At 73.1% G+C, this 6,751-nt stretch carries 4 protein-coding genes; 2 read left to right on the top strand and 2 right to left on the bottom strand.

All coding sequences use genetic code 11. The annotated features are described in order from the left end of the window. Positions 1 to 269: 269 nt before the first annotated feature. Both B7L92_RS03055 and B7L92_RS03060 read right to left on the bottom strand, forming a co-directional pair. Positions 270 to 956, bottom strand: coding sequence for a response regulator (locus B7L92_RS03055; RefSeq protein ID WP_081235954.1), 687 nt, complete (start codon positions 954 to 956; stop codon positions 270 to 272). Beyond that, positions 953 to 2,608, bottom strand: coding sequence for a sensor histidine kinase (locus tag B7L92_RS03060; RefSeq protein ID WP_081235955.1), 1,656 nt, complete (start codon positions 2,606 to 2,608; stop codon positions 953 to 955). Before B7L92_RS03060 ends, B7L92_RS03055 begins: the two co-directional genes overlap by 4 nt. A 154-nt stretch (positions 2,609 to 2,762) precedes the next feature. Here B7L92_RS03060 and B7L92_RS03065 point away from each other — a divergent pair, with 154 nt between their 5' ends. After that, positions 2,763 to 4,160, top strand: a complete 1,398-nt coding sequence (locus tag B7L92_RS03065) for a cation:dicarboxylate symporter family transporter (protein WP_081235956.1) — start codon at positions 2,763 to 2,765, stop codon at positions 4,158 to 4,160. Between the two features lie 321 nt (positions 4,161 to 4,481). After that, a partial coding sequence (locus tag B7L92_RS03070; protein WP_081235957.1) for a HelD family protein occupies positions 4,482 to 6,751 on the top strand: 2,270 nt, incomplete at its 3' end.

Consider the following 6,751-nt stretch of genomic DNA (forward strand, 5'->3'; position numbering starts at 1 on the left):
CGTCCGGACGGGGCGCCGGCCTCCCGGGGGAACGGCCGGCGCCCCGTCCGGACGGTCGGCACGCAAACGGAAAGCTCAGCGGGCATATGCGCAACGTCGGGGCCGGACGGCGCCGGCGGCACGCCTCCCGCCCGGGCGGGTCGCGGACGGCACCGGATGTGCGGTCGTCGAACGGCCGTACGGCGCAGCGGGGTGGCCGGGGCCCGGACGGCGGCCGTCCCCGCGGCGCAAACCGAACGCCGCGCCCGCCCCGGAACCGTCGGCCGCCCTCACGGGCCGCTCACCCACCGGTACTGCAGTTCCGGCCGGCCCACGGTCCCGTACTGCGGGCGCCGGGCCGCGCGGTCGGTCTCCACCAGGTGCTCCAGATAGCGGCGGGCGGTGATGCGGGAGATGCCGACGGCCTCCGCGACCCCGGTGGCGGTCAGGCCCTCCTCGGCGTCCCGCAGGACCACGGACACCCGCTCCAGCGTCGGCGCGCTCAGCCCCTTGGGCAGGGCGGACGGGCCCGGGGCGCGCAGCACGGCCAGCGCGCGGTCCACCTCCGCCTGGCCGCTGGCCTCGCCGGCCGCCGCGCGGAACTCGGCGTACCGCACCAGGCGGTCCCGCAGCGTCGCGAAGGTGAAGGGCTTCAGCACGTACTGCACGACCCCCAGCGACACCCCCTCGCGCACCACCGCGAGGTCCCGGGCCGAGGTCACCGCTATCACGTCGGCGTGGTGCCCGGCGGCCCGCAGCGAGCGGGCCAGCTGCAGTCCGTGCACGTCGGGCAGGTGCAGGTCGAGGAGCAGCAGGTCGACGGGCGTGCGTTCCAGGACCCGGCGGGCCTCCGCACCGGTGTGCGCCTTGCCGACGGCGACGAAGCCCGGCACCCGGCCGACGTACAGCACATGGGCGTCGGCGGCGACCGGGTCGTCCTCCACCACCAGGACCCTGATGGTCCGGCCGTCCGTCATGCGCCGCCTCCGGGGCACCGCACGAGCGCACCGCCGGTGACGGCGCCCCGCAGGGGCAGCCGCACCTCGAACCGGGCACCGCCCCCCTCCGCCGACGCCACCGAGAGCGATCCGCCGTGCCGGCCCACCGCCTGCCGGACCAGCGCCAGGCCCAGTCCCCGTCCGCCCGGACCGGACTGCTTGGTCGTGAAGCCCCGCTCGAAGAGCGTCTCCGCGTGGTCCGGGTCCACCCCGGGGCCGGTGTCGGACACCCGCAGGGTCAGCTCCGGATCCGCCGCGCCCTCCGCGGTCAGCGCCGTCACCGTCACCCGGGGCCGGACGCCGCCCTGCGCCGCGTCCACGGCGTTGTCGATCAGGTTGCCGAGGATGGTGACCAGGTCGCGGGCGGGCAGGGTGTCCGGCAGCAGACCGTCGTCCAGGCGGCTCTCGGGCGACACCACCAGCTCCACGCCCCGCTCGTTGGCCTGTGCCGTCTTGCCCAGCAGCAGGGCCGCCAGCACCGGTTCGCTCACGGCCGCCACCACCTGGTCGGTGAGCGCCTGGGCCAGCTCCAGCTCGGCGGTCGCGAAGTCCACCGCCTCCTGGGCCCGGCCCAGCTCGATCAGCGAGACCACGGTGTGCAGCCGGTTCGCCGCCTCGTGCGCCTGGGAGCGCAGCGCCCGGGTGAAGCCCCGCTCGGAGTCCAGCTCACCCATCAGCGACTGGAGCTCGGTCACGTCCCGCAGGGTCACCACCGAGCCGCGCCGCTGGCCGCCGGAGACCGGCGAGGTGTTCACCACCAGCACCCGGTCCGCCGTCAGGTGCACCTCGTCCACCCGCGGCTTGGAGTCCAGCAGCGCACCCGTCAGCGGGGAGGGCAGAGCGAGCTCCGTCACCGGCCTGCCCACCACGTCCTCCTCCGGGGCCACGCCCAGCAGCTCCCGCCCGCCGTCGTTGATCAGCGCGATCCGGAACTGGCCGTCCAGCATCAGCAGCCCCTCGCGCACGGCGTGGAGCGCGGCCTGATGGTAGTCGTGCATGTGACTGAGTTCGGTCGCGTTCATCCCGTGGGTGTGCCGGCGCAGCCGGGCGTTGACGACGTACGTGCCGATCGCGCCGAGCCCGAGGGCGCCGGCCGCGACCCCGAGCAGGGCCGTCAGCTGGCCCCGGACGCGCGCGCTGATCTCCTCGACCCGGATCCCCGCGCTGACCAGGCCGACGATCCGGTCGCCGTCCCGGACCGGGGTGACCGCGCGGACGGACGGGCCGAGGGTGCCGGTGTAGGTCTCGGTGAAGGTGCGGCCCTCGAGGGCGGGGGCGGTGTGGCCGCGGAAGGGCAGGCCGATCTGCTCCGGGTCGGGGTGGGTCCAGCGGATGCCCCGCGGATCCATGATCGTGACGAAGTCGACGTCGGTGTCGCGCACCACGGCCACCGCGTAGGGCTGGAGCGAGGTCGAGGGGTCGGAGGTGCGGATCGCCTCCCGCACCGAGGGGGAGTCGGCGACCGAGCGGGCCACCGCCTCGGCCTGGAGGCCGGCGGTCTCCTCGGCCTGGCTGCGGTCGCTGACGTAGGTGAACAGCGCGTACCCGGCGACGACGACCGTCAGCAGCACGGCCTGCACGGCGAAGAGCTGGCCCGCCAGGCTGCGGGGTCGGGGGACGGGGAGACGCATGGGGCCAGTCTGCCCCCGCTTTCCCGATGAACTAAATGAACGGAAGGGTGACCGCACTCACACGCCGGGAGATAGTCACGGCATTCCCCAAACCCCATCCCGGGACGTGAGCCGCACGCCGGTGATGCCGACGACGTCGTCAAGGAGGGCCGCCGTGACCAGCGCAGCCGATACGGCACCTGCCGAACCCAAGGTCAAGCGGGACCGCACGCACTATCTCTACATCGCGGTGATCATCGCGGTCGCCCTCGGGATCGGCGTCGGCCTGCTCGCACCCGACTTCGCGGTCGAGCTGAAGCCGCTCGGCACCGGGTTCGTGAACCTGATCAAGATGATGATCTCGCCGATCATCTTCTGCACGATCGTGCTGGGCATCGGCTCCGTGCGGAAGGCCGCCAAGGTCGGCGCGGTCGGCGGCATCGCCATGGTCTACTTCCTGATCATGTCGCTGGTCGCGCTCGGCATCGGCCTGGTCGTCGGCAACATCCTGGACCCCGGGACGGGTCTCGCGGTCACCGACGCGGTCAAGGAGACCGGTCAGGCCCAGGTCGACGCGGAGGCCAAGGACACCACCGAGTTCCTGCTCGGCATCATCCCGACCACGATCGTGTCCGCCTTCACCCAGGGCGAGGTGCTGCAGACCCTGCTGGTCGCCCTGCTGTGCGGCTTCGCGCTGCAGGCCATGGGCAACGCCGGCCAGCCGGTCCTGCGCGGCATCGAGCACATCCAGCGGCTGGTCTTCCGGGTCCTCGCCATGATCATGTGGGCCGCCCCGATCGGTGCGTTCGGCGCCATGGCCGCGGTCACCGGATCCGCCGGCCTGGACGCGCTGAAGAGCCTCGCGGTGCTGATGCTCGGCTTCTACATCACCTGTGTGCTCTTCATCTTCGTGGTGCTCGGCGCGCTGCTGCGGATCGTCGCGGGCCTGAACATCTGGAGCCTGTTCAAGTACCTGGGCCGTGAGTTCCTGCTGATCCTGTCCACGTCCTCGTCCGAGTCGGCGCTGCCGCGGCTCATCGCGAAGATGGAGCACGTGGGCGTCAGCAAGCCGGTGGTCGGCATCACCGTCCCGACCGGTTACTCCTTCAACCTCGACGGCACCATGATCTACATGACCATGGCCTCGCTGTTCATCGCCGACGCCCTGGGTACGCCGATGTCGATGGGCGAGCAGGTCACGCTGCTGCTCTTCCTGCTGATCGCCTCCAAGGGCGCCGCCGGTGTCTCCGGCGCCGGCCTGGCGACGCTGGCCGGTGGTCTGCAGTCGCACAAGCCGGCCCTGGTGGACGGCATCGGCCTGATCGTCGGCATCGACCGCCTGATGAGCGAGGCCCGCGCCCTGACCAACTTCGCGGGCAACGCGGTCGCCACGGTGCTGGTCGGCACCTGGACCAAGGAGTTCGACAAGGAGCGGGCGAACCAGGTGCTCGCGGGCCACGTCCCCTTCGACGAGAAGACCTTGCTGGACGACCACGAGCACGGCGCCGGCACCGACGACGTCCGCGCCGAGGCGCCCGCGCCGGGCGGCGAGAAGGAACTGGCCAAGGCCTGACGCCGGCGCCCCGCCCCGCACGCCCCGGGCGGCTGGGACACTCCCCCGTTGCTCAGCCGCCCGGTCACCGGAGAACCGCGGGCGCGCCGCCCGTCTCCGGGCCCCACCGCCGAGCGGCCGGACTCCTCCCCCGTGAGTCCGGCCGCTCGGCCCTCTCGTGCGTCCGGGACCGCTCCGGCCCGCCGGCCGGTGGGGACGGGCCGGCCCGCACCGGCACGAGAAAACCCCCGGGTAATTGCGCCCGGGGGTTTCCTCTGCGTATATTCATTGATTCGCGACTTCTTGAATTGAAGTTGCGAATAAGTTCAGTGAGCACAGTATATGCGGGTGGGAGCGGAATTGTCAAACACCGAATTTCCGGACGATGAATTGCGGCGGGAGCAGGAATTCATCGACGGACTGTACGCACGCGTGGACGCCCTGCGCGGCGACACCGAGGTGTCCGTCACACAGGCGCTCGCCCAGGGCGACACGCCCATGCAGGCCAGGCTGGAGCGGGACATCCTCGTCGCCGAGCGGTCCGGGCTGCTCGCCGCGCTGAACGCGGTGGACGGCTCCCTCTGCTTCGGCCGGATCGACCTCTCCTCGGGCACCACCCACCACATCGGCCGCATCGGCCTGCGCGCCGACGACGCCGAGCGCACCCCCGTCCTCATCGACTGGCGCGCCGACGTCGCCCGCCCCTTCTACCTGGCCACCGGCCACACCCCGATGGGCCTCAGGCGCCGACGGCACATCTCCACCGAGGGCCGCCGGGTCACCGCCCTGCACGACGAGATCCTCGACCTCGGCGACGAGACCCGCACCGGCCACGAGGACCCCACGGGCGACGCCGTGCTGCTCGCCGCGCTGGGCTCCGCGCGCACCGGCCGGATGGGCGACATCGTGCGCACCATCCAGGCCGACCAGGACCGCATCATCCGGGCCCCGCACCGCGGGGTGCTGGTGGTCGAGGGCGGTCCCGGCACCGGCAAGACCGCCGTCGCACTGCACCGCGCCGCCTACCTGCTCTACGAGCACCGCGAACTGCTGGCCCGCCGCGCCGTCCTGATCGTCGGACCCAACCCGGCGTTCCTCGGCTACATCGGCGAGGTGCTGCCCAGCCTCGGCGAGACCGGCGTGCTGCTGGCGACCGTGGGCGAGCTGTTCCCCGGCGTGCGGGCGACCCGGAGGGACACCCCCGAGGCCGCCGCGGTCAAGGGCCGGGCCGAGATGGCCGACGTCCTCGCCGAGGTCGTCCGCAGCCGGCAGGCGCTGCCCGACCCGGTGATCACCATCGAGCACGACCGCGAGGTCCTCATGCTCGACGACGGCCTGGTGAACGTCGCCCGGGAACGCACCCGCGCCGCCAAGCTGCCGCACAACGCGGCGCGCGAGTACTTCGAGGGCCACATCCTCAACACGCTCACCGACATGGTCGCCGAGCGCATCGGCACCGACCCCTACGACGGGACCAATCTGCTCGACCCCAGCGACATCACCCAGATCCGCGACGAACTCGCCGAGAACCCCGAGGTCTGGTCCGCCATCGACCTGCTGTGGCCCCGGCTCACCCCGCAGCGGCTCGTCGCCGACTTCCTCGCCGCGCCCGAGGACTTCCTGCCCGAGGAGGACGCCGCCGCGATCCGCCGCCCGGTGACCCGGCACTGGACGGTCTCCGACGTGCCCCTGCTCGACGAGGCCGCCGAACTCCTCGGCGAGGACGACCGGCTCGCGCGCGAACGGGCCGAACAGGAGCGGCAGACGCAGATCGCCTACGCGCAGGGCGTGCTCGACGTGTCCTACGCCTCGCGGACGTTCGAGTTCGAGGACAAGGAGGAGGACGACCCGGAGTCCTCCGAGGTGCTGTCCGCGCACGACATCATCGACGCCGAGCGCTTCGCCGAGCGGCACGAGGAGGAGGACCACCGCAGCGCCGCCGAGCGGGCCGCCGCCGACCGGACCTGGGCGTTCGGGCACATCATCGTCGACGAGGCGCAGGAGCTCTCCCCGATGGCCTGGCGGCTGCTGATGCGGCGCAGCCCGACCCGCTCGATGACCCTGGTCGGCGACCCGGCGCAGACCTCGGAGGCGGGCGGTGTCGGCTCCTGGGCGGACATCCTCGCCCCGTACGTCGAGGACCGCTGGGAGCACACCCGGCTCGGCGTCAACTACCGCACCCCGGCCGAGATCATGGACGTCGCGGCCGCGGTGGTGCGCGCCGAGCACCCGGACTTCGAGCCGCCCGGCTCGGTGCGCTCCACGGGCGTGCGCCCCTGGGCCCGCGCCACCGACGACCTGCCCGGCGCGGTCGCGAAGGCCGTCGGGGAGCTCACCCCGGCCGAAGGCCGCCTCGCGGTCATCGCCCCGCGGGAGCTGCACCGCGCCCTGGCGGCGCGGCTGGACGGGGTGGAGGCGGGCGCCGAGCCCGATCTGACGCACGGCGTCGTCCTGCTCGACCCGCGCCAGGCCAAAGGGCTGGAGTTCGACTCGGTCCTCGTGGTCGAGCCGGGGCGCTACGGCACCAGCGACCTGTACGTGGCGCTCACCCGCGCCACCCAGCGGCTCGGCGTCCTGCACACCGGACCGCTGCCCCGGCCGCTGGCCGAGGC

Origin of the sequence: Streptomyces viridosporus, from assembly GCF_002078235.1 — a bacterium.
In the GTDB taxonomy this organism is placed as follows: domain Bacteria; phylum Actinomycetota; class Actinomycetes; order Streptomycetales; family Streptomycetaceae; genus Streptomyces; species Streptomyces viridosporus.

What these genes read in the sequence shown, in the direction of transcription:
- B7L92_RS03055 (WP_081235954.1), bottom strand. Translation starts at nt 956, where the DNA reads ATGACGGACGGCCGGACCATCAGGGTCCTGGTGGTGGAGGACGACCCG.
- B7L92_RS03060 (WP_081235955.1), bottom strand. Translation starts at nt 2,608, where the DNA reads ATGCGTCTCCCCGTCCCCCGACCCCGCAGCCTGGCGGGCCAGCTCTTC.